Source organism: Novosphingobium sp. fls2-241-R2A-195 (genome assembly GCF_030209485.1).
Lineage (GTDB): Bacteria > Pseudomonadota > Alphaproteobacteria > Sphingomonadales > Sphingomonadaceae > Novosphingobium > Novosphingobium resinovorum.
Map to the genome: position 1 here is coordinate 62,328 of NZ_JARVRY010000038.1, position 19,895 is coordinate 82,222.

Annotated in this window: 19 protein-coding genes; 12 read left to right on the forward strand and 7 right to left on the reverse strand. The window is 66.3% G+C overall.

Features of this window, described 5'->3' with window-relative positions; translation table 11 throughout:
• Positions 1 to 66 precede the first annotated feature (66 nt).
• From gshB to rsmI, 3 genes are all read right to left on the reverse strand, one after another.
• Entirely contained in the window at positions 67 to 1,038 is a 972-nt protein-coding gene (gshB, locus tag QRN25_RS24685) for a glutathione synthase (RefSeq protein ID WP_285022039.1), read from the reverse strand.
• A 100-nt stretch (positions 1,039 to 1,138) separates the two neighbouring features.
• The gene (locus QRN25_RS24690; protein WP_285022041.1) at positions 1,139 to 1,414 is read right to left on the reverse strand and encodes a YraN family protein; all 276 of its coding nucleotides are present in this window, start codon (positions 1,412 to 1,414) and stop codon (positions 1,139 to 1,141) included.
• Positions 1,415 to 1,497: 83 nt separating this feature from the next.
• Entirely contained in the window at positions 1,498 to 2,325 is an 828-nt protein-coding gene (gene rsmI, locus QRN25_RS24695; protein WP_285022043.1) for a 16S rRNA (cytidine(1402)-2'-O)-methyltransferase, read from the reverse strand.
• A 41-nt stretch (positions 2,326 to 2,366) separates the two neighbouring features.
• Here rsmI and QRN25_RS24700 point away from each other — a divergent pair, with 41 nt between their 5' ends.
• The 3 genes from QRN25_RS24700 (at position 2,367) to QRN25_RS24710 (ending at position 7,140) form a co-directional block, all read left to right on the forward strand.
• A complete protein-coding gene (locus QRN25_RS24700) occupies positions 2,367 to 3,554 on the forward strand; it encodes a penicillin-binding protein activator (protein ID WP_285022046.1) in 1,188 nt (395 codons plus the stop codon).
• A gap of 207 nt (positions 3,555 to 3,761) precedes the next feature.
• A complete protein-coding gene (gene parE / locus QRN25_RS24705) occupies positions 3,762 to 5,771 on the forward strand; it encodes a DNA topoisomerase IV subunit B (RefSeq protein ID WP_271183337.1) in 2,010 nt (669 codons plus the stop codon).
• 82 nt (positions 5,772 to 5,853) lie between these two features.
• Positions 5,854 to 7,140 (forward strand): serine hydrolase, encoded by a 1,287-nt coding sequence (locus tag QRN25_RS24710; RefSeq protein ID WP_285022048.1) that lies wholly within the window; start codon positions 5,854 to 5,856, stop codon positions 7,138 to 7,140.
• Here QRN25_RS24710 and QRN25_RS24715 read toward each other — a convergent pair.
• Positions 7,109 to 8,308 (reverse strand): glycosyltransferase family 87 protein, encoded by a 1,200-nt coding sequence (locus tag QRN25_RS24715; protein ID WP_285022050.1) that lies wholly within the window; start codon positions 8,306 to 8,308, stop codon positions 7,109 to 7,111. The genes QRN25_RS24710 and QRN25_RS24715 overlap by 32 nt on opposite strands.
• A gap of 126 nt (positions 8,309 to 8,434) precedes the next feature.
• Here QRN25_RS24715 and QRN25_RS24720 point away from each other — a divergent pair, with 126 nt between their 5' ends.
• The 4 genes from QRN25_RS24720 (at position 8,435) to QRN25_RS24735 (ending at position 11,964) form a co-directional block, all read left to right on the forward strand.
• Positions 8,435 to 9,280 carry an AAA family ATPase gene (locus tag QRN25_RS24720; protein ID WP_008833173.1) on the forward strand — a complete coding sequence of 282 codons (846 nt, stop codon included), beginning with the start codon at positions 8,435 to 8,437 and terminating at the stop codon, positions 9,278 to 9,280.
• Between the two features lies 1 nt (position 9,281).
• Positions 9,282 to 9,716 (forward strand): GFA family protein, encoded by a 435-nt coding sequence (locus QRN25_RS24725; protein ID WP_271183341.1) that lies wholly within the window; start codon positions 9,282 to 9,284, stop codon positions 9,714 to 9,716.
• Between the two features lie 16 nt (positions 9,717 to 9,732).
• Complete coding sequence (locus QRN25_RS24730) at positions 9,733 to 10,617, forward strand: DUF817 domain-containing protein (protein WP_271183342.1); 885 nt, start codon at positions 9,733 to 9,735, stop codon at positions 10,615 to 10,617.
• A 165-nt stretch (positions 10,618 to 10,782) separates the two neighbouring features.
• Positions 10,783 to 11,964: a vWA domain-containing protein gene (locus QRN25_RS24735; protein WP_285022053.1), complete on the forward strand. Its 1,182-nt coding sequence runs from the start codon at positions 10,783 to 10,785 to the stop codon at positions 11,962 to 11,964.
• Positions 11,965 to 11,968: 4 nt separating this feature from the next.
• On the opposite strand, the gene QRN25_RS24740 is transcribed toward QRN25_RS24735, so the two are convergent.
• The 3 genes from QRN25_RS24740 to QRN25_RS24750 all read right to left on the reverse strand — a co-directional run bounded on the left by QRN25_RS24740 (position 11,969) and on the right by QRN25_RS24750 (position 14,652).
• On the reverse strand, positions 11,969 to 12,841 hold the full coding sequence (locus QRN25_RS24740; RefSeq protein WP_271183344.1) for a class I SAM-dependent methyltransferase: 873 nt from the start codon (positions 12,839 to 12,841) through the stop codon (positions 11,969 to 11,971).
• Positions 12,842 to 12,916: 75 nt separating this feature from the next.
• Positions 12,917 to 14,119, reverse strand: a complete 1,203-nt coding sequence (locus tag QRN25_RS24745; RefSeq protein ID WP_271183345.1) for an exo-beta-N-acetylmuramidase NamZ family protein — start codon at positions 14,117 to 14,119, stop codon at positions 12,917 to 12,919.
• The gene (locus tag QRN25_RS24750) at positions 14,116 to 14,652 is read right to left on the reverse strand and encodes a DOMON-like domain-containing protein (RefSeq protein ID WP_285022055.1); all 537 of its coding nucleotides are present in this window, start codon (positions 14,650 to 14,652) and stop codon (positions 14,116 to 14,118) included. The genes QRN25_RS24745 and QRN25_RS24750 overlap by 4 nt, the downstream gene beginning before the upstream one ends.
• A gap of 196 nt (positions 14,653 to 14,848) precedes the next feature.
• Between QRN25_RS24750 and tyrS the strand changes: the two genes are divergently transcribed.
• The 5 genes from tyrS (at position 14,849) to QRN25_RS24775 (ending at position 19,599) form a co-directional block, all read left to right on the forward strand.
• Positions 14,849 to 16,078, forward strand: a complete 1,230-nt coding sequence (gene tyrS / locus QRN25_RS24755; RefSeq protein WP_285022056.1) for a tyrosine--tRNA ligase — start codon at positions 14,849 to 14,851, stop codon at positions 16,076 to 16,078.
• 130 nt (positions 16,079 to 16,208) lie between these two features.
• Positions 16,209 to 16,547 carry a PilZ domain-containing protein gene (locus QRN25_RS24760; protein WP_285022058.1) on the forward strand — a complete coding sequence of 113 codons (339 nt, stop codon included), beginning with the start codon at positions 16,209 to 16,211 and terminating at the stop codon, positions 16,545 to 16,547.
• Positions 16,548 to 16,679: 132 nt separating this feature from the next.
• On the forward strand, positions 16,680 to 17,966 hold the full coding sequence (locus tag QRN25_RS24765) for an MFS transporter (protein ID WP_285022059.1): 1,287 nt from the start codon (positions 16,680 to 16,682) through the stop codon (positions 17,964 to 17,966).
• Positions 17,963 to 18,880 (forward strand): cysteine synthase A, encoded by a 918-nt coding sequence (gene cysK / locus QRN25_RS24770; protein WP_008832783.1) that lies wholly within the window; start codon positions 17,963 to 17,965, stop codon positions 18,878 to 18,880. Before QRN25_RS24765 ends, cysK begins: the two co-directional genes overlap by 4 nt.
• A gap of 8 nt (positions 18,881 to 18,888) precedes the next feature.
• Positions 18,889 to 19,599 carry a dienelactone hydrolase family protein gene (locus QRN25_RS24775; protein WP_285022060.1) on the forward strand — a complete coding sequence of 237 codons (711 nt, stop codon included), beginning with the start codon at positions 18,889 to 18,891 and terminating at the stop codon, positions 19,597 to 19,599.
• Positions 19,600 to 19,895: the final 296 nt, after the last annotated feature.

Sequence of the window (19,895 nt, forward strand, 5' to 3'; positions counted from 1 at the left end):
AACTTCGGCTGGGCCGCTGAGCGGCCAAGCCTGCGTATCCCGCCCCTGAAGGGGCAGGAGAAAAGATCACATCGCGGCATGCCGCCTTTCGATCGCATCCCAAATGCGCGCGGCCGTATCTGTGCCGTTGAACCGGTCGATCGCCACGATGCCGGTGGGCGAAGTCACGTTGATTTCCGTCAGCCATTTTCCGCCAATCACGTCGATACCGACGAAAACCAGCCCCCGCGCCTTGAGTTCCGGCCCAAGCGCCGCGCAGATTTCCTCTTCCGCCGAAGTGAGCGTGCTGGCCTCGGCCGAGCCGCCCACCGCGAGGTTCGAGCGGAACTCGCCCTCGCCCGGCTTGCGGTTGATGGCGCCCGCGAACTCGCCGTCGACAAGGACGATGCGCTTGTCGCCTTCCGACACGTCGGGGAGGAAGGGCTGGACCATGAACGGCTCGACCCAGGCGTTCTCGAACATCTCGATCAGCGCGCCGAGGTTTGATCCATCGGCGGGCACGCGGAACACCGCCTTGCCGCCGTTGCCGTGCAGCGGCTTGATCACGAGGTCGCCGGGATGGCGCAGGTTGAACGCCTTCACGTCCTCGATCCGCCGGGCGATGAAAGTCGGCGGCATGAACCGCGCGTAGTCGAGCACGAAGACCTTCTCCGGCGCATTGCGCACAGAAGCGGGATCATTGACCACCAGCGTCTTGCCTGCGAGCCTTTCCAGCAGGTGCGTCGCGGTGATGTAGCCAAGATCGAACGGCGGGTCCTGCCGCATCAGCACCACGTCGATGTCTTCGCCGAGGTCGATCAGGCGATACTCGCCGCGCGTGAAGTGATTGCCCTCGACGCGCTGGACGGTGACGGGCGCGCCCCAGCAGGTCAGGCGGCCGCCAGCGCCGTGCGCGGTGTCGTAGGCGAGCGTGCGCACGTCGTAGTGATAGAGGGTGTGCCCCCTCACCTGCGCGGCGAGCATCAGGGCGAAGCTCGAATCGCCCGCGATCTTGATCGTTTCGAGCGGGTCCATCTGGACGGCGACGCGCAAAGTCATGGCGGATTCGGGCCTTTCGGAGTCGGGGGTACTTTGGTCGGCGGCGGTCTAGCCGCGTTCGCGCCTAGGTGCGACCTCAATCGCGAGTTTCAAGTCCGCGTCAGCCTCCTGGCTGCCAGGCATTGACGATTCGGCGGGGCCAAACCCAAGGCGCGATCAGGATCACGTCGATGCGCTGGTCGTCGCCGGGACGGGCATAGCGGCTCGCTATCAATTGCGCGGCATCGGCCACGCGCCTGAGCCGCCGCTCATCGATGGCCATGGCGAGTTCCGCCTGCGTCGCCCGCCACTTCACCTCGACGAAACAGACCGTGCAGCCGCGCCGCGCGACGATATCCACCTCGCCCTTGCGGGTCTTCACCCGCCGCCCGACCACGCGCCAGCCGGTGAGTCAGAGGTAGAGCGCGGCGATCCACTCCCCGCGCCGTCCATGCCGCTCGGCCCGCTTGCGCCGCTCGCTCATTTAAGTTCGAGTGCCCGGGCATAGAGCGTCTTGCGGTCGAGCCCAGTCGCCTTCGCCACCGCCGCTGCCGCCTGCGAGGCCTTGGCCGTGGCCAGCGCCTCGCGCAGCAGGGCATCGACGTCCACTTCTCCCAACGGCTCCTCTCCGGGCGGTGCGATCAGCAGCACGATCTCGCCCTTGGGTGGGTGCGCGGCGTAGTATTCCGACAGTTCCTGTGGAGAACCGCTGCGGCATTCCTCGAATTTCTTGGTCAGTTCCCGTCCCACGGCAACCTCTCGCCCCGGCAGCACCGAGGCGATCGCGGCCAGCGACGCGTCAAGGCGCGGCGCCGTATCGTAGAAGATCAGCGTGGCGGGAACCTTACCCAGTTCAGCAAGCATGTCCTCGCGCGCCTTGGCCTTGTTCGGCAGGAAACCGGCGAACAGGAAGCGGTCGTTCGGCAGCCCCGAAAGCGTCATCGCCACGACCGCCGCATTCGGCCCCGGCAGGCTGGTTACCGCGATTCCCCGCTCCCTTGCGGTACGCACGAGGCGATAGCCCGGGTCCGAGATCAGCGGCGTCCCCGCATCGCTGACCAGTGCGACCGGCTCGGCTTCCATCATCGCCAACAGCCGTTCGCGATCGCCCTCTCCGGCATGGTCGTCGTAGCGTACCAGCTTCTTCTTCAAACCGAGGTGATGCAACAGCTTGCCCGTCACGCGGGTGTCCTCGCAGGCGACTGCGGAGACGCCGCGCAGGGTCTCGATTGCCCTGAGGGTAATGTCCCCCAGGTTGCCAATCGGGGTTGCGACTATGTAAAGGCCCGGCAAGAGTGTGTTTTCCATCGGCCAGACTCATGGCCCAGATACCGAGGGAGCGGCAAGCTATGTTCGACCTTAAAGGGAACGGGCGCCTCAATCGTCGCAGTCTTCTCGCCGCGGCCGCCATGGCTCTGGTCGCCGGTTGTACCGTGGTGCCCAAGGCGCCGCAGCCCGGCCCGCCGCCCGCGCCCACGCCTCCTCCCTCGCAGAGCGAACTGCCGGTGGACAAGGACCGTCACAGCATCGCGCTGCTGGTGCCGATGACCGGCGCCAATGCGGGCGTCGGTCAGGCGATCGCCAATGCCGCCAACATGGCCTTGCTCGACACCGCCGCCAAGAACCTGCGCGTGACGACCTACGACACCAGCGCCAATCCGGCCGAAGCTGCCCGCCGCGCGGTGACGGACGGCAACCAGCTGATCCTCGGCCCGCTGCTCGCCGACGACATCCCGGCCGTCTCGGGCATCGCCAAGGCGGCCAAGGTTCCCGTCATCTCGTTCTCCAATGACGAGCAGGCGGCGAACCGCGATGTCCTCATCATGGGCAACCTGCCCGGGCAGTCGGTGACCCGCACGGTGCAGTATGCCCGTTCGCAGGGCATCTCCACGTTCGGCGCGCTCGTCCCGCGCGGCGACTACGGCGACCGCACCAGCGCGGCGCTGCTGCAGGCGGTGCGCGCCAGCGGCGGTTCGGTGATCGCGCTGGAACCCTACGAACGCAGCGCCGTCTCGATCGCCTCGGCCGCGCAGCGCGTGAAGGCCAAGGGCGGTTTCGACGCCCTGCTGATCGCCGACAGCGGATCGCTCTCGGTTCGTGCCGCCACGGCCTTCAAGGGCGCCGCGAAAACGCCCCGCGTGAAAATCCTCGGCACCGAACTGTGGAGCGGCGAGCGCGACGTCAACGCCTCGGCAGCACTGGCAGGCGCCTGGTATTCGACCGTGTCCGACCAGCGCTTCGCACAGTTCTCCAAGAGCTACCGCGCGCGCTTCGGCACCCAACCGTTCCGTATCGCCACGCTCGGCTATGATGCAGTGCTCCTGACCCTTCGCGTCGCGCGCGACTGGAAGCCCGGCACCCGCTTCCCGGTCGATACCCTGCGCGACACCAAGGCGTTCCCTGGCGGCTTCCTCGGCGTGGACGGCGCGTTCCGCTTCACCAGGGGCGGGCTGATCGAGCGTGCGCTCGAAGTGCGCGAGGTCGGCGCGGGGACGATGAAGGTCGTCAGCCCGGCGCCGGTGAAGTTCGGGGAGTAAGGCTCTGCCCACCCCGTCCGGCTAGGCAGCCAGCTGCCAAGCCTTCCGGCCCTCCCGTAAGCGGGCGGGCAAAAACGACATGAACTCCCCTCCCGCTTGCGGGAGGGGCTGGCGGTGGGCCGGTTCCGACGCGACGCCTCAGACACTGCGGATAAAGCGCAAACCCCTGCTTGCCCCCACGATTCCGCGCGCCCTATAGTGGCCGTCATGTCCGACGACCTCTTCGACAAGCTCCCCGCCGCCACCGGCGAGTCCTATGACGGTTCCGCGATCGAGGTGCTGGAGGGGCTCGAACCCGTCCGCCGCCGTCCGGGCATGTACATCGGCGGCACGGATGAGCGCGCGCTGCACCACCTTGCGGCCGAAGTCCTCGACAACGCGATGGACGAGGCCGTCGCCGGTCACGCCAACCGCATCGAGGTGACGCTGGAAGAGGAGCCCGGCACCGCCGGCCGCATCACCATCACCGACAACGGCCGCGGCATCCCGGTGGACGAGCATCCCAAATTCCCGGGCAAGTCGGCGCTGGAGGTCATTCTCTCCACCCTGCACTCGGGCGGCAAGTTCTCCGGCAAGGCCTACGCCACCTCGGGCGGCCTGCACGGCGTCGGCATCTCGGTGGTCAACGCGCTCTCGGTGAAGACCCGCGTCGAAGTGGCCCGCAACAAGGAACTCTACGCGCAGGAATTCTCTCGCGGCGTGACGCTCGGCCCGATCCAGCGTGTCGGCGCAGCGCCGAACCGGCGCGGCACGGCCGTCACCTTCACGCCCGACACCGAAATCTTCGGCGACCAGAAGTTCAAGCCCGCGCGTCTGTTCAAGCTGGTGCGCTCCAAGGCGTACCTATTCGCAGGCGTCGAAATCCGCTGGAAGTGCGCGCCTGCACTCGCGGTGGACGGGGTTCCGGCGGAGGCGACCTTCCAGTTCCCCGGCGGCCTTGCCGACCATCTGGCCGAGCAGATCGGCACCCGCGAATGCGTGACCACGCAGTTCTTCTCCGGATCGCAGGACTTTCCCAAGGGCGAGGACGGCTCCGAACAGGGCCGCGTCGAGTGGGCGATCGCCTGGCCGCTCTACTCCGACGGCTCGTATTCGTGGTACTGCAACACCATCCCCACGCCCGACGGCGGCACGCATGAGCAGGGCCTGCGCGGCGCGCTGACCAAGGGCATTCGTGCTTTCGCCGACCTCGTCGGTCAGGCCAAGAAGGCCAAGGACATCACGCCGGACGACGTGGTGACCGGCAGCGAGGTGATGCTCTCGGTCTTCATCCGCGACCCGCAGTTCCAGAGCCAGACCAAGGACCGCCTGACCTCGCCCGAGGCCGCACGCATGGTCGAGGCGGCGGTGCGCGACCACTTCGACCACTTCCTCACCGACAACCTCGATCGCGGCAAGGCGCTGCTCGGCTCGGTGATGGAGCGCATGGACGAACGCCTGCGCCGCAAGGCGGAGCGCGAGGTCAAGCGCAAGACCGCTACCAACGCCCGCAAGCTGCGCCTCCCCGGCAAGCTGACCGACTGCTCGGGCGAAGGCCACGGCGAAACCGAACTGTTCATCGTCGAGGGCGATTCGGCAGGCGGCTCTGCCAAGCAGGCGCGCGATCGCAAGACGCAGGCGATCCTGCCGATCCGCGGCAAGATCCTCAACGTCGCGAGCGCCACGGCGGACAAGATCCGCGCCAACCAGGAAATCGCCGACCTCGGCCTCGCGCTCGGCTGCGGCACGCGCAAGGACTGCAACGCCGACAACTTGCGCTACGACCGCATCGTCATCATGACCGACGCGGACGTCGACGGCGCGCATATCGCCACGCTGCTGATGACGTTCTTCTTCCAGGAGATGCCGGACATCGTGCGGCGCGGGCACCTCTACCTCGCGCAGCCGCCCCTTTACCGCCTGACTTCCGGTGCGACCTCCGCCTACGCCCGCGACGATGCGCACCGGGCGGAGCTGGAAGCGACGAAGTTCAAGGGCAAGAAGGTCGAAGTCGGCCGCTTCAAGGGCCTTGGCGAGATGAACCCCGGTCAGCTGCGCGAGACGACGATGAGCCCGGACACCCGCTCCCTGATCCGCATCACCCTGCCGCAGGAGAGCGAGGGCCGATTCGCCGTGAAGGATCTCGTCGACCGCCTGATGGGCCGCAATCCCGAACATCGCTTCCACTTCATCCAGAACCGCGCCGGCGACCTCGACCGCGAACTGATCGACGCCTGACGGATACCGCCCGATGAACACCCGTTGACCTTCATCCTGCCTGCCGTCAGCCTGCCCGCGATGGTCAGGCCGGGGGCAGGCAATGAGCGGATGGCGGGGTTTTCTCAGTTTCGTGCTGGCACTCGTTCTGGGTAGCGGCACGGCACATGCGCAGGACGATACCGAGGCTTTGCTCAAGCAGCGTGTCGCGGAGGTCGTCGCGGTCATGCAGGGCAAGCGCGATGCCGCAGAGACTTTCGACGCCCGCTTCCTGAACGAAGTTCCGGCCGAGCGCCTTCGTGCCCTCACCTCGCAGATCGCGGCGCAGGGCGGGACGGTGGAAGGATATGCGGACTTCAAGCGCGAACAGCAGCGTTCGGCCACCTTCACCCTGAAACTCGCCAATGCCACCGCGCCCGCCCGGATCGAACTGGGACCGGGCGACAAGCCCCTGGTGGCGGGCTTTCGTATCTTCGCGGTGACGCCTGCAGGCGACAGCCTCGACAAGCTGGATGCGGATTTCGCAGCCCTGCCGGGAAAGGCCGGGTTCGCGGTCTATCGCCTCGGTGATGACGCGCCGGTGCTCGCGAAGGGCCGCGAGGTGACGACACCGTTCGCAGTGGGCTCCTCGTTCAAGCTCTGCGTCCTCGCGGCGCTTGCGCGGCAGGTGAAGGAAGGCAAGCGGCGCTGGAGCGACGTCGTGCCCGTATCGGGCAAGTCCTTCCCGAGCGGCACCGTGCACACCCTCCCCGACGGTGCGCCGGTGACGGTGCATACCCTCGCCAGCCTGATGATCTCCATCAGCGACAATACCGCGACCGACATGCTGGTGCGCCTTGCCGGGCAGGAGGCATTGGCACGCGAAGTCCGCCTCGCCCGGCACGCAAGGCCCGAGGCGATGGCGCCGATAATGACGACCGCGCAGCTCTTCGCCCTCAAGCGTGGCGGTGATGCGGTCACGGAGCGGTATGCCAGCGCCTCGCCGCAGGAACGCCAGCGCCAGCTCGATGCGCTGGACCTCTCGTGGGTCGCCGAGGCCGATCCCGGAGAAGTGTTCGGTCATGGCCCGGTGGCGATCGACCGGATCGAATGGTTCTCCTCCCCTGCAGACCTTGCAGGGGTGATGGACGACTTGCGCCGCCTCGACAGCCGCGAGGCGTTCGACATCCTCGCCATCAACCCGGCGATGGATAGCGCCACCGCCCGCACGCGGGCCTACGTGGGCTACAAGGGCGGCTCGGAAGACGGCGTGATGAGCATGACCTGGCTGCTGCAGGGCAAGTCGGGAGCGTGGTCGGTGGTGACGGGAAGCTGGAACGATCCGAAGGCGCCGATCGACAACAAACGCTTCGAAGTGCTCATGCTGCGACTGGCGAAGCTGGCCGGCTGACCCGTCGCCACAGCACGGCAAACAACAGGCCCAGCACCAGCGGCATCACCGGCAGGGCAAGGTTCATCGCCAGCGGCCGCGCGAAGGCTGGCGCGGCGAAGGCGAGGAGGATCGCCAGCTTCTCCCACCCGGCGAAGCCGTGGCGCAGCCCCTGCCCCACCAGCCAGAGTAGGGGGAACGCCAGCAGCACCATGTCGTAGTCGAGCACGAAGGGCGTCACCAGCGGCGCTCCGGCGAGGGCCAGCGCGGCCAGACCATCGGACCAGCCCCTTCGCCATGCTGCCCGCGCCAGCAAGCCCGCTATCACCAGCGCCACCACCGCCTGCACCGTATAGGCAATCGATGTCGCGGCGCCCAGCAGCTTGAGCGCCGCGAAGGGGCTCATCATCTTGGCGTAGCCGACCGCGCCTGCCGCCATGGCCTCCTCGGCGCGGGCACTGGCGGAGAGCCAGCCTGACCAGACCTCGCCGCCGAACAGCAGCGCCGAGGCGGCGGCAAGCAGTCCGGCGGTGAGGACGGCTGCGAGGATCGTTCGCCATTGACCGGTGAGCAGCAGCACGATCGGCAGCAGCAGCCCGAACTGCGGCTTGATCGTCGCCAGCCCCAGTAACACGCCCGCCAGCACGGGCCGCGTGGGCACGAGCAACAGTCCAGCCCCGAGCAATCCCGCAACGAGGAACGCCGTCTGGCCATGCGTCATCACGATCGGTACCGCCGGGAACGCGAGGAGCAGCAGCCACAAAGGCACCGGCACTAAAAACCGGTGCCACCACGCCCGCACGCTCGCGACATAGACCGCCCCCGTCGTCACCAGCCACGCGGCGAGCGCCGGGAAATAGCCCAGCCCGCCGAGCGGCCAGCAGAATGGCAGGAACGAGGGCGGATAGAAGAAGGCGGTGTAACCGCCCTCGGATGCAAAGAAGGCCCTTTGCGCGGCGATATGCGCGGCGCCGTCGTACACGTCCGCGCCTGCCCGAAGCATGTGCCCGACCGTCCAGAAGCTGATGAAATCGCTCCCCAGCAGGAAGCCGTTGCGATCGACACCGCCATGCGAACTCGCCACCAGCCAAGCGAGCATCGCGACATTGAGCAGCGCGAGAATCCGCAAGTAAGCGCCGCAACGCGCCGCGCCCAGCCAGTCCATCTTTCGCAGGAAATCGAGCCCCATGCGCTCTGCTCTGCAACGCTCGCGCGGGGAAGTCCATCGCCTGCCCGTCGTATCCGGATCGATATTGCCTTGCAGCATCGCACCCCATAAGGCTTAATCAAACGGTTAAAGTCACAGGATGAGCCGATGCAGCGTTTCGAAGGCACCAGCAACTACGTCGCCACCGAGGACCTCAAGGTCGCCGTCAATGCCGCCGTGCTGCTGCGCCGCCCGCTGCTGGTGAAGGGCGAGCCCGGCACCGGCAAGACCGTGCTGGCCGAACAGATCGCCGAGGCTCTCGATGCCCCGCTCATCACCTGGAACGTCAAGTCCACCACCAAGGCGCATCAGGGCCTGTATGAATACGACGCGGTCGCCCGCCTGCGCGATGGCCAGCTCGGCGACGCGCGGGTGCACGACATCGGCAATTACATCCGCAAGGGCAAATTGTGGGAGGCGTTCACCTCGCCGCGCCTGCCGGTCCTGCTGATCGACGAAATCGACAAGGCCGACATCGAGTTTCCCAACGATCTCCTCGCCGAACTCGATCGCATGGCCTTCGACGTCTACGAGACCGGCGAGCATGTCGCCGCCGTCGAGCGCCCCATCGTGGTCATCACCTCGAACAACGAGAAGGACCTGCCCGACGCCTTCCTGCGCCGCTGTTTCTTCCACTACATCCGCTTCCCGGACCGCGAGACGATGGAGGCGATCGTCGACGTTCACTTCCCCGGTATCCAGAAGGTGCTGGTGCGCAAGGCCATGGAGATCTTCTACGAACTGCGCGAAGTGCCCGGCCTCAAGAAGAAGCCCTCGACCAGCGAACTGCTCGACTGGCTCAAGCTGCTGATGAACGAGGACATGCCGCTCGACGTGCTGCAGAACAGGGACTCCGCCAAGGCCATCCCGCCGCTGCACGGGGCCTTGCTCAAGAACGAGCAGGACGTGATGATGTTCGAACGACTGGCCTTCATGGCCCGGGGAAACCGCTGAGATGACCGCATCGTATTCGGGGCGCTGCAACTGCGGTGCCGTTACCGTCGAAATCACCGCGGAGCCGGTTGCCACGCGCCAATGCTGGTGCCGCCAGTGCCAGAAGGCCGCCGGTGGCGGCCCGACTCACAACGCGATGTTCCCGACCGACGCGGTGACGCTGACCGGGGATCGCGGCGAGTTCGTCTACGTCGCGGCCAGCGGCAATACGCTGACGCAGGAGTTCTGCGTGGCCTGCGGCAGTCCGGTCCTCGGCCGATCGAGCGCGCGCCCGCAGTTCCGCACCATTCGCATCGGTCTGCTCGAAGGCGACCACGGCGTGAAGCCCGCGATGGCGATCTGGACGGACGACGCACCGGACTGGGCGGTGATCGATCCGGCGCTGGAACGCTGGCCGCAGCAGCCCCCTGCCCCGGCTCCCACGCCGCAGGACTGATCGGCGGCACCGGGTCATGACCGCAGGGCCGACCACGCACACGCGTTTCGCCGTGATCCGCGCGCGGCTCGAGGGCTTCACGCCGCGTCCGGGCTGGCGCGCGTGGGTCTACGAGTTCCTGCTGTTCGGCTTCAAGCAGGGCTGGGCCTGCCTGTTTGGCGGGCTGCTGCTCGCGCTGCTCCTTGGCACGCACCTGTTCTATCCCGACGATGCGCCGCTCGCCCGATACGATTTCCTGACCATCAGTGCGCTCGCCATCCAGTTGGCGATGCTCGCGCTGCGGCTGGAGACGTTGGACGAAGCCAAGGTCATCCTTGCTTTCCACGTCGTCGGCACCGTGATGGAACTGTTCAAGACCTCTGTGGGATCGTGGGAATATCCCGAGGCGGCGATGCTGCGGGTGGGCGGAGTGCCGCTGTTCTCGGGCTTCATGTATGCGGCCGTCGGCAGCTACATCGCCCGCGTCTGGCGTATCTTCGACTTCCGCTTCACCGGCTACCCGCGCGAGGGGCTTTCAGTGGTGCTGGCTTTGGCGATCTACGTCAATTTCTTCGCGCATCACTGGCTGCCCGACTTGCGGCTCGCGCTGTTCGCCATGCTGGCTCTGTGTTTCGCCCGCACCCGCATCTGGTTCCGTGTCTGGCGGGAGGATCGGTGGATGCCGCTGCTGCTCGGCTGGTTCCTCGTCGCGCTGTTCATCTGGTTCGCGGAGAACCTCGCGACGTTCTCGCACGCGTGGATCTACCCGAGCCAGCGCAGCGGCTGGGCGATGGTCCACTTCGGCAAGCTGGGCGCGTGGTATCTGTTGATGTATATTTCCTTCGTGCTGGTCGCGGCCGTGCATCGCCCCAAGTCACGCGTGACGGCCGAGGCATTTTCCTACACCGCGCAGGACCGGTAGCATGCGCCGCATGAACTGCCTGCCGCCCCTCTCCAACCTGTCACCTTACGGTGCACCGAAAGGTCACACGGCACTTTTGAAAAGGCCCGGAAAACCGGAGGTTTCGGGAGTAAGGTTACACATTTTCACCGCTCGTTCCGTGTCAACCCGCAGAGGCAGCGCGCCATGTTCCTGAACTTCATCGACGAACTGCGCAGCGCGGGCATTCCGGCCTCGCTCAAGGAGCACCTCGTGCTGCTGGAAGCGCTCGACAAGGACGTGATCGAGCAGACGCCCGAGGCGTTCTACTACCTCAGCCGCGCGACTTTCGTGAAGGACGAGGGCCTGCTGGACCGCTTCGACCAGGTGTTCCGCAAGGTGTTCGAGGGCATTTTCAGCGACTACGGCCAGCAACCCGTCGAGATTCCCGAGGACTGGCTCAAGAAGCTCGCCGAACGCTACTTCTCGGCCGAGGAGATGGAGGCGGTGAAGGCGCTCGGTTCCTGGGACGAGATCATGGAAACGCTGAAGAAGCGACTGGAGGAGCAGGAAAAGCGGCATCAGGGCGGCAACAAGTGGATCGGCACCAACGGCACTTCGCCGTTCGGGCACTCGGGCTACAACCCCGAAGGCGTGCGCATCGGCGGGGAAGGCAAGCAGGGCCGCGCGATCAAGGTCTGGGAAAAGCGCGAGTTCGCCAACCTCGACAACACCCGCGAACTCGGCACCCGCAACATCAAGGTGGCGCTTCGCCGCCTGCGCCGCTTCGCCCGCGAGGGCGCGGCGGAGGAGCTTGATCTCGACGCCACGATCTCGGGCACGGCGAAGCAGGGCTGGCTCGACGTCGTCATGCGGCCGGAGCGGCACAATGCGGTGAAGGTCTTGCTGTTCCTCGACGTCGGCGGCTCGATGGACCCGTTCGTCAGGCTGATCGAGGAACTGTTCAGCGCCGCCACGGCGGAGTTCAAGAACATGGAGTTCTTCTACTTCCACAACTGCCTCTACGAAGGCGTATGGAAGGACAACCGCCGCCGCTGGTCGCAGCGCACGCCGACTTGGGACGTGCTCCACAAGTTCGGTCACGACTACAAGGTGATCTTCGTCGGCGACGCCGCGATGAGCCCCTACGAGATCAGCCATCCCGGCGGCTCGGTGGAGCACATGAACGAGGAAGCAGGCACGGTCTGGTTGAACCGCGTGGTGCAGACCTATCCGGCGACGGTGTGGCTGAACCCCAGCCCCGAACGGCAGTGGGGCTATTCCGGTTCGACTCGCATGATCCGCGAGATCATGGGCGGAGCGATGTACCCGCTGACGCTCGACGGGCTGGACTCGGCCATGCGCGAGTTGACCCGCAAGAAGGGGTGAGCAGTCAGTTCGCAGACGGCTTGCGCGCGGCCAGATAGAGCCAGTCACCCATGCCCACGAGCGGCCCGAGCTTGGCGGCGGGTGCGAACAGGGCCGCATAGGCGAGCCGCTTGGGCATGCGCGCCAGCGTCGCCGGGGCGCCGAAGGTATAGGCGAGGTCGATGTTGCAATGGCGGGTGCCCGCCACCCGGAAGCCCGCGGACTCCACCATCCTGGCCAGCGTCGCCTCCGAGAACTGGAACAGGTGATGCGGCGGCTCGGGATGGGGCCAGTAGTCCAGCCGGTTCGCCAGCGGGTAGGACAGGCGTGGAAACAGCCCGTCGATGTTGGGCGTCGACAGCACCAGCCACCCGCCCGGTGCGAGGAGGTCAAAGGCAGCGCGCAAATCGGCGGAAGGATCGGGGACATGCTCGATCACGTCGAACAGCGTGAGTACGTCGCACGAACCGGGAGCCAGAGTGGTGTCGTGCAATGTGCCCCGCTCGATCCCGAGGCCGGTGCGGCGGTGTGCCTCCTCGGCGGATTCGCGCGAGAATTCGATGCCGGAGCAGTCGAATCCGGCTTCGTGGGCAAGCAGCAGGAATTCGCCGGAGGAACAGCCGACGTCGACCAGTCGGCCTGATGCAACGAAGCGCCGCGTGAACTTCAGGTGCCGCGCCGCGATGGTAGCCATCCGGCGTGAGGCGGTGCTGCCGGGATCATGCAGTTCGGAGTGGTAATCGCTCTCCCCCGCCGAGTAGAGCTTGCGCAGCGCATTCTCATCCGGCGGATTGGAAACGTAGGCGAGATCGCATTGAACGCAGCGCACGAGGTCGTAGCCCTTGGCGCGAAACAATGGCTTCGCGCTCGCACTGCCGCACATGTTGCATTCGGTCATGCTGCCCTCCGATCCGAACCACGGGCAATTCCCTAGGTCGGATTGGTGGACGGAGGGTTAACCTCGCCCTGAGCCTCAAGGATAGAGCAGCAGGCCCGCGATTTCCGCGCGCCATGCCGCTTCATCGGCGACGGCGATGGCTTCGAGATCGTCGGGCGTGGAGGCCGGATCGTCCACCCATTCGCGCAGGGCCGGACCGCCGTTGATGACGTCGATGGCCAGGCGCTCGAACTCGTACTCGTACGGGAAGTCGCGCCAGAGCGGATAGTCGGGATAGAGGCGGCGGATCGCCTTGAAGGCCAGCGCCTGCAACCGCCAGGGACGGAATGCATGGTGATCGTAGAACGCACCTTCGGCGTGGATCATCAGGCCATTGCACAGGCTTTTGGCATGCTTGTGGAAGGTCGGCTCGAACCAGCATTCGCGGATGGCGCAGCCTGCCAGCCATTCGGGCGCGAAGGCCTGCATCTCGGCAAGCACCGCCTTGGCGTCGATGTCCGGTGCGCCGAACAGGACTTCGAGCGGGCGCGTGGTGCCGCGTCCTTCGGAGACCGTGGCGCCCTCGATCATCACTGTCCCGGCATAGGCGCGGGCCATGTTGAGATTGGCGGCATTCGGGCTGGGGTTGATCCAGATGCGATCCTGCGGCCAGCCGAAGCCGGGCGCGGCCTCGGGCTCCCAGCCTTCCATCGCGATCACGCGGTAATCGACGTTCAGGCCGAAGCGGCGGATGAACCAGTGGCCCATCTCGCCCAGGGTCAGGCCGTGGCGCATCGGCATCGGCCCGGCGCCGACGAAGCTCTCCTGCCCCGGCAGCAGCGTGGTGCCCTCGATCGGGCGACCAGCGGGGTTGGGCCGATCGAGCACCCACACGCTCTTGCCCTGCGCGGCGGCCTCTTCCAGCAGGTAGAGCAGCGTGGTGACGAAAGTATAGATGCGGCACCCGAGGTCCTGCAGGTCGAACAGGAAGACGTCGGCGGTGGACATCATCTGGCCCGTCGGACGACGCACTTCGCCGTAGAGGCTGAACACCGGGATGCCGTAAACCGGATCGGTCTCGTCGAGCGTCTCGACCATGTTGTCCTGCTTGTCGCCCTTGAGGCCATGCTGCGGGCCGAAGGCGCTGGTCACGTTGACCCCGGCCGCGATCAGCGCGTCGAGCGAATGGACAAGGCCCTCGGTCACCGAGGCCGGATGGGCGACGAGCGAAACGCGCTTGCCTTCGAGCGGAGCGCGCAGTGCGGGGTCCGCCAGCAGGCGGTCTATACCGAATTTCATGGTGCGCTCGGTGCCGCAATGGTTGCCGTGAAGCAAGCCGGATCGTGGAAGTCGGGTGCATCGCTGCTGTGGGCGAGCGACCAGTAGCTTTTGGTGCCGCCGTGCTCCTCGATCACCGCCGTGAAGCCGCAGCGCCACGGAGCGGGGGGCAGTCCGGCGGCGGGGATCGCGGCGTCGAAGATCGCCATGTCGGTGCCTTGCCGGATCGTGCAGTCGGGTTCGCGTGGCATCGGCCTTTCGACCATGCCCTCGCGCCGGGCCGTGAAGTCGTAGACGTTCCAGCGCTCGGAGGGAGAAAGATTGATCTCGGTGTAGCCCGGTCCGTCTCCGTGCTGGAGGAACAGTTCGAAGCAGGTTGTCTGCCACAGGCCATCCGCCCTGCCCTTGCCTGCAAACGGCGGGACGACCAGTTGTGCCGCACCCATGATCTTCCAGCGCGCGCGTAACCACTGGGCGTCATGACCGATGATCCGCGCCTCCAAACTGCGGACGGCGAGCGGAGGATGTGCGGGGTGGAAGACGAGTTCGGTCATGACCACTCGCTATGCGCTGACGGGGCCGTGTGGCAATGCGGTTCCGGCGATATGCGGCGTCCCGGACGTGTGCCGGGACCGGAGGCTGTCTTCAGGCAATCCCGGATCAGGTCGGGGACGACGGCGGCAGACCATCCATTTATTTCCCCCCCTCCCCGTGCTAGGCGCGCGCTTCCCTTAAAACGAAGCGGAACCGATGACCTACAATTCGACCCTGCTGCGCCTCCTCGACGAGCGAGGCTACATCCACCAGCTCACCGATGCCGAGGGCCTTGACGCCTACGCCGCGAAGCAGGTGGTGCCGGGGTATATCGGCTTCGACCCGACGGCGCCTTCGCTGCACGTCGGGCACCTCGTCTCGATCATGATGCTGCGCCAGTTGCAGCGGGCCGGTCACAAGCCGATCGTCCTGATGGGCGGCGGCACCGGCAAGATCGGCGACCCCAGCTTCAAGGACGAAGCGCGCAAGCTGCTGACCGAGGATCTCATCAAGGAGAACGTCGCCTCGATCCGCCGCGTCTTCGAGCGCTTCCTGACCTTCGGCGACGGCCCCAGCGACGCGATCATGGTCGACAACGCCGACTGGCTCGACAAGCTGGAATACATCCCGTTCCTGCGCGACATCGGGCAGCACTTCTCGATCAACCGGATGCTCAGCTTCGACTCGGTCAAGCTGCGGCTCGATCGCGAGCAGTCTCTCAGCTTCCTCGAATTCAACTACATGATCCTGCAGGCCTATGACTTCCTGGAACTGTCGCGCAAGGCGGGGTGCCGCCTGCAGATGGGCGGCTCGGACCAGTGGGGCAACATCGTCAACGGCGTCGAACTCTCGCGCCGCGTCGACGGCACGCAGGTCTACGGCCTGACGACGCCGCTGCTCACCAATGCCGACGGCACCAAGATGGGCAAGACGGTCGGCGGAGCGGTGTGGCTGAACGAGGACCAGCTTTCGCACTTCGACTACTGGCAGTTCTGGCGCAACACCGACGACCGCGACGTCGGCAAGCGCCTGCGCCTGTTCACCGACCTGCCACTGGACGAGATCGAGCGCCTCGAAGCCCTTGAAGGCAACGAAATCAACGCCGCCAAGATCGTTCTCGCCAACGAAGCGACGAAGCTGTGCCGCGGTGAAGAAGCCGCGAAGTCCGCCGAAGCCACCGCGCAGGCGACCTTCGCGGGCGGCGGCATGGGCGGCGACCTGCCGACCATCGAAGTCGGCGCCGACGGCATCCGCCTCGGCGCGGCCTGCGTGGAACTCGGCTTCGTCGCCTCCAATGGCGAGGCCAAGCGCAAGATCGCCGAAGGCGCCGTGCGTCTCGACGACGTGGCGATGGACGATCCCACCCTGCTCATCAGGTTGGCCAGCGGGGAAAGCCGCAAGCTCAGTGTCGGCAAGAAAAAGCACGGCGTCATCAAGGGTATCTGACAACTCAGTCCGCCGACTCCTGCCCGGGCTCCTTCGGGCTGTCCTTCCGGGCAGGGTCGGCGGAATTAACTGCTTGTTTGCCATTTGAGCCTAGAGTTCTTCGACGGCAAAGATCAAAAGGCATGAAACCATGAGTGCAGGAGCGCAGCTCACTGTAACCGACAAACGGCGCGCAGCGCGTCATCCCGTCGATTACACCGTGATCGCCGAGCACCGCCAACTCGGCGACCTCGATCTGCACATCGTCAACATCTCCGCCCAAGGCTTCATGCTTCAAGGCGAAATGGCGCTGGAGCGCGGTGAACGCCTTGTTATGCGGCTGCCCGTAGTGGGCCGGATAGAGGCCCACATGATCTGGACTCACGAGGGCCGATCCGGTTTCCAGTTCGAGCGCATAATCCGTGTCGATGACTTTCTGAAACTGGTCGATACACTGCAGCCTAATCCCCGCCTGCGCCCTCGCCGATAATCAATTCGCAATATCCCCGTTCGACGAAACCGCCCGAGCCCTGCGCCAAGTCCATCTATTGAGAAAATCAAAGAAGAAAAATCAATATAGGCATGTCTTGGCAAGGGGAGGCCACGCTGCCATGCAGCCCGCGTGAGTCTCCCCCATCCTTCTCCCGACGGCGCCCCCACTTCGCCGCTCCAGATCGCCGACTACCGCAAGTTCTGGCTGGCCCGCTTCTTCGCGGTGCTGGCGACGACGGGTACGGTCGTCATCATCGGCTACCAGCTCTACGACGTCGCCCGAACCGACTACGCCATGTCGATCACGCAGGCCTCGTTCCAGCTGGGCCTGCTCGGTTTCGCACAGTTCCTGCCGGTGTTCCTGCTGACCCCGGTGGCGGGCGTCGTCGCCGACCGTTTCGACCGCCGCAAGGTCGCCGGAACAGCCGCCCTGCTAGACATGTGCGTCGCGCTGGGCCTCGGCATCGTCACCACGCTGGAAATCCGCAGCCTGCCGGTGCTCTATGCCTTCGCGGTGATGCACGGCATGGTCCGCGTATTCATCAGCCCGGCCATGTCGGCGATCGCGCCCAACATCGTGCCGCCCAAGCTGATCCCGCGCGCGATCGGCTTCAACTCGATCGCGATGCAGGCGGGCACGATCATCGGCCCTGCCGCCTACGGTTTCATGTTCGCGGCCCACCACGCCCTGCCCTACTGGTGCTCGGCGATGTTCACGCTGGGCGCCTCGATCGCCATCCAGGCGATCCGCCACTTGCCCGCCATCCCGCGCGATCCGGCCAAGGCTCACCCGATCCGCCAGATCGTCGAGGGCTTCCGGTTCGTCTGGAGCGAGCGCTTCCTGTTCGGCTGCATCACGCTCGACCTCTTCGCCGTGCTGCTGGGCGGCGCGACCGCGCTGATGCCGGTCTTCGCGCGCGACCTGCTCCACGTCGGCCCCGAGGGCCTGGGCCAGATGCGTGCGGCGACGGCGGCGGGAGCGGCCGTCGTGGCGCTGTGGCTGTCGTTCCGACCGCTGGCCTCGAACGTCGGCGTCAAGATGCTGGCGGCCGTCGTCGCCTATGGCGCGGCGACGATCGGCTTCGGCCTCTCGCGCCACTTCCTGTTGTCGCTCGCCTTCCTAGCATGCCTTGGCGCCGCCGACATGATCTCGGTGTTCATCCGCAGTTCGCTGGTCCAGCTGCGCACGCCCGATGCCGTGCGCGGGCGCGTCTCCGCGATCTCGGGCCTCGCCGTCTCGGCCTCGAACGAGCTGGGCGAGTTCCAGTCGGGCTTCGCCGCAGCCCTTCTCGGCGCTACCGGAGCAGTTGTCTTCGGCGGCAGCGCTGCCATAGTCATCACCCTTGCCTGGGCCTGGTTCTTCCCGGAACTGCGCCGGGCACGTACCTTCGAAGCCCGTTGGGAGCAGAAATCATGAAGGCCGACAGCATCCTCGCCACCATCGGCGATACCCCGCACATCCGCCTCTCCCGCCTGTTTCCGGACCATGAGGTCTGGGTCAAGGCCGAGCGCGCCAATCCCGGCGGTTCGATCAAGGACCGCATCGGCCTTGCCATGATCGAGGCGGCCGAGGCCGACGGCAGCCTCAAGCCCGGCGGCACCATCATCGAGCCGACTTCGGGCAATACCGGCATCGGCCTCGCCATGGCGGCAGCGGTCAAGGGCTACACCCTTGTCCTCGTCATGCCCGAATCGATGTCGGTCGAGCGTCGCCGCCTGATGCTGGCCTACGGCGCCAAGTTCGACCTCACTCCGCGCGAAAAGGGCATGAAGGGCGCGATCGAGCGCGCCAAGGAACTGATCGAGGCGACCCCGGGCGCCTGGATGCCCCAGCAGTTCGACAACCCCGCCAACGTCGACGTCCACGTCAAGACGACCGCGCAGGAAATCCTCAAGGACTTCGCCGATGAGCCCATCGACGTGCTCGTAACCGGCGTCGGCACCGGCGGCCACCTCACCGGATGCGCCGAGACGCTGAAGGCCAGCTGGCCTTCGATGAAGGCCTATGCGGTCGAGCCGACGCTCTCGCCGGTGATCTCCGGCGGCCAGCCCGGCCCGCACCCGATCCAGGGTATCGGCGCCGGTTTCATCCCCGGCAACCTTCACACCCAGTCGATCGACGGGGCCATTCAGGTCGATCCCGCCGACGCCAAGGACTGGGCGCGTCGCTGCGCAACCGAGGAAGGCATGCTCGTGGGCATCAGCTCGGGCGCGACGCTTGCCGCCATCGCCCAGAAGCTGAAGGACCTGCCCGCAGGCAGCCGCGTCCTCGGCTTCAACTATGACACCGGCGAGCGCTATCTCTCGGTGCCCGACTTCCTGCCGGAGTGATATCCATCGTGACGACTACCCCCACCCTTGAGCCCGTTTCCTACGAACACGCCGGTGTCGCCCTCACCGGCTGGCTCGCCCGCCCCGAAGGCGCGGCCCGCGCGGCCGTCGCCCTGTTCCCGACGATCGCCAACGTCATCCCGCTGATGGAGGAGCGCGCCCGCAAGCTCGCCGCAGAGGGCTATCTGGTGATGATCACCGACTTCTACGGCGAGCCGATCGAGAGCTTCGAGGCCTCGTTCCCCGTCGCCGAGAAGCTGCGCGCCGACAACGCCTACTACCGCGCCCGCATCATCGCCGGGATCGATGCGCTACGGGGGCTCGCCGATGGCCTCAAGCTCTTCGCCATCGGCCACTGCATGGGTGGTCAGGCCGTCCTCGAAGCCGCCCGCGCGGGTGAGGATCTGGCCGGCGTGGTCAGCTTCCACGGCACCCTGCCGACCACGGCTCCGGCCCAGCTCGGCGGCATCAAGCCCCGCATCCTCGTCTGCCACGGCGATGCCGACCCGCTCGTGCCCCGCACGGATGTCGTCGCCTTCTGGGAGGAAATGGACGCGGCCGGCGCTGACTGGCACTTCCACAGCTACGGCAACGTGAAGCACGGCTTCACCGACCCGCACAGCCCGGACAAGGGCATGGCCTTCCTCGACTACAACGTCAGCGCCGATCGCCAGTCCTGGGCCTCGATGCTGTCGTTCTTCAACGAGATACTGGGCTGACCTCCCATTCCTCCCTGAGCTTGCTCGGGGAGGAATTTGCAAACAAAGCCCGTCATCCCCAACATCGTCATCCCAGCGAAGGCTGGGACCGCTGGCCTGTTACGACCAACTATCGTCAGGACGCCTAGCCGAGGGTAGGGTTTTGCGCTGCCAGCGGTCCCAGCCTTCGCTGGGATGACGGGGGAGTGCGTGCAGTCAGCGCACGCGGAAACGCCCGCTGGCGAGCGCGGGCCATGACGCCGGGGAAATCAACGCGAATACCGAGAACATCGGGTCGGCGTCGGGAGCGTCCTCAC

What these genes read in the sequence shown, in the direction of transcription:
- QRN25_RS24730 (WP_271183342.1), top strand. Translation starts at nt 9,733, where the DNA reads ATGACCGCAGGGCCGACCACGCACACGCGTTTCGCCGTGATCCGCGCG.
- QRN25_RS24720 (WP_008833173.1), top strand. Translation starts at nt 8,435, where the DNA reads ATGCAGCGTTTCGAAGGCACCAGCAACTACGTCGCCACCGAGGACCTC.
- QRN25_RS24740 (WP_271183344.1), bottom strand. Translation starts at nt 12,841, where the DNA reads ATGACCGAATGCAACATGTGCGGCAGTGCGAGCGCGAAGCCATTGTTT.
- QRN25_RS24750 (WP_285022055.1), bottom strand. Translation starts at nt 14,652, where the DNA reads ATGACCGAACTCGTCTTCCACCCCGCACATCCTCCGCTCGCCGTCCGC.
- parE (WP_271183337.1), top strand. Translation starts at nt 3,762, where the DNA reads ATGTCCGACGACCTCTTCGACAAGCTCCCCGCCGCCACCGGCGAGTCC.
- QRN25_RS24715 (WP_285022050.1), bottom strand. Translation starts at nt 8,308, where the DNA reads ATGGGGCTCGATTTCCTGCGAAAGATGGACTGGCTGGGCGCGGCGCGT.
- cysK (WP_008832783.1), top strand. Translation starts at nt 17,963, where the DNA reads ATGAAGGCCGACAGCATCCTCGCCACCATCGGCGATACCCCGCACATC.
- QRN25_RS24735 (WP_285022053.1), top strand. Translation starts at nt 10,783, where the DNA reads ATGTTCCTGAACTTCATCGACGAACTGCGCAGCGCGGGCATTCCGGCC.
- rsmI (WP_285022043.1), bottom strand. Translation starts at nt 2,325, where the DNA reads ATGGAAAACACACTCTTGCCGGGCCTTTACATAGTCGCAACCCCGATT.
- QRN25_RS24710 (WP_285022048.1), top strand. Translation starts at nt 5,854, where the DNA reads ATGAGCGGATGGCGGGGTTTTCTCAGTTTCGTGCTGGCACTCGTTCTG.
- QRN25_RS24745 (WP_271183345.1), bottom strand. Translation starts at nt 14,119, where the DNA reads ATGAAATTCGGTATAGACCGCCTGCTGGCGGACCCCGCACTGCGCGCT.
- gshB (WP_285022039.1), bottom strand. Translation starts at nt 1,038, where the DNA reads ATGACTTTGCGCGTCGCCGTCCAGATGGACCCGCTCGAAACGATCAAG.
- QRN25_RS24760 (WP_285022058.1), top strand. Translation starts at nt 16,209, where the DNA reads ATGAGTGCAGGAGCGCAGCTCACTGTAACCGACAAACGGCGCGCAGCG.
- QRN25_RS24700 (WP_285022046.1), top strand. Translation starts at nt 2,367, where the DNA reads ATGTTCGACCTTAAAGGGAACGGGCGCCTCAATCGTCGCAGTCTTCTC.
- QRN25_RS24725 (WP_271183341.1), top strand. Translation starts at nt 9,282, where the DNA reads ATGACCGCATCGTATTCGGGGCGCTGCAACTGCGGTGCCGTTACCGTC.
- tyrS (WP_285022056.1), top strand. Translation starts at nt 14,849, where the DNA reads ATGACCTACAATTCGACCCTGCTGCGCCTCCTCGACGAGCGAGGCTAC.